Source organism: Bradyrhizobium sp. 23AC (assembly GCF_054863025.1).
Window position 1 is genome coordinate 1 of record NZ_JAVAYN010000292.1, and the last position, 238, is coordinate 238.

Below are 238 nucleotides of genomic sequence, written 5' to 3' on the forward strand. Positions count from 1 at the left end.
TACATTATCGTCCTCTATTTTATCTCCACTTGTCCTATCATCTTTCAACTCAGCATCAAATGAAACAGCGAGATCGTTTTTCGAGATAAACGTAGCTTTTACCTGTTGAATTTTTGAGCCATCATATAACCTCGCCTGGATAATATTATCGCCGGAAACTTTTACCCACTTTAGTTTGGGAGCAGTCTGGTGCTTTCCCTTTACATTTAGTTTAATGATTCCTTGTTTGATGATATGC

Annotated in this window: 1 protein-coding gene; it reads right to left on the minus strand. The window is 37.4% G+C overall.

The genetic code is table 11. The features are described 5' to 3' along the window. Nucleotides 1-238, minus strand: a 238-nt coding sequence (locus tag RAD10_RS42485; RefSeq protein ID WP_461622089.1) for a hypothetical protein, incomplete at both ends; no start/stop codon positions are given.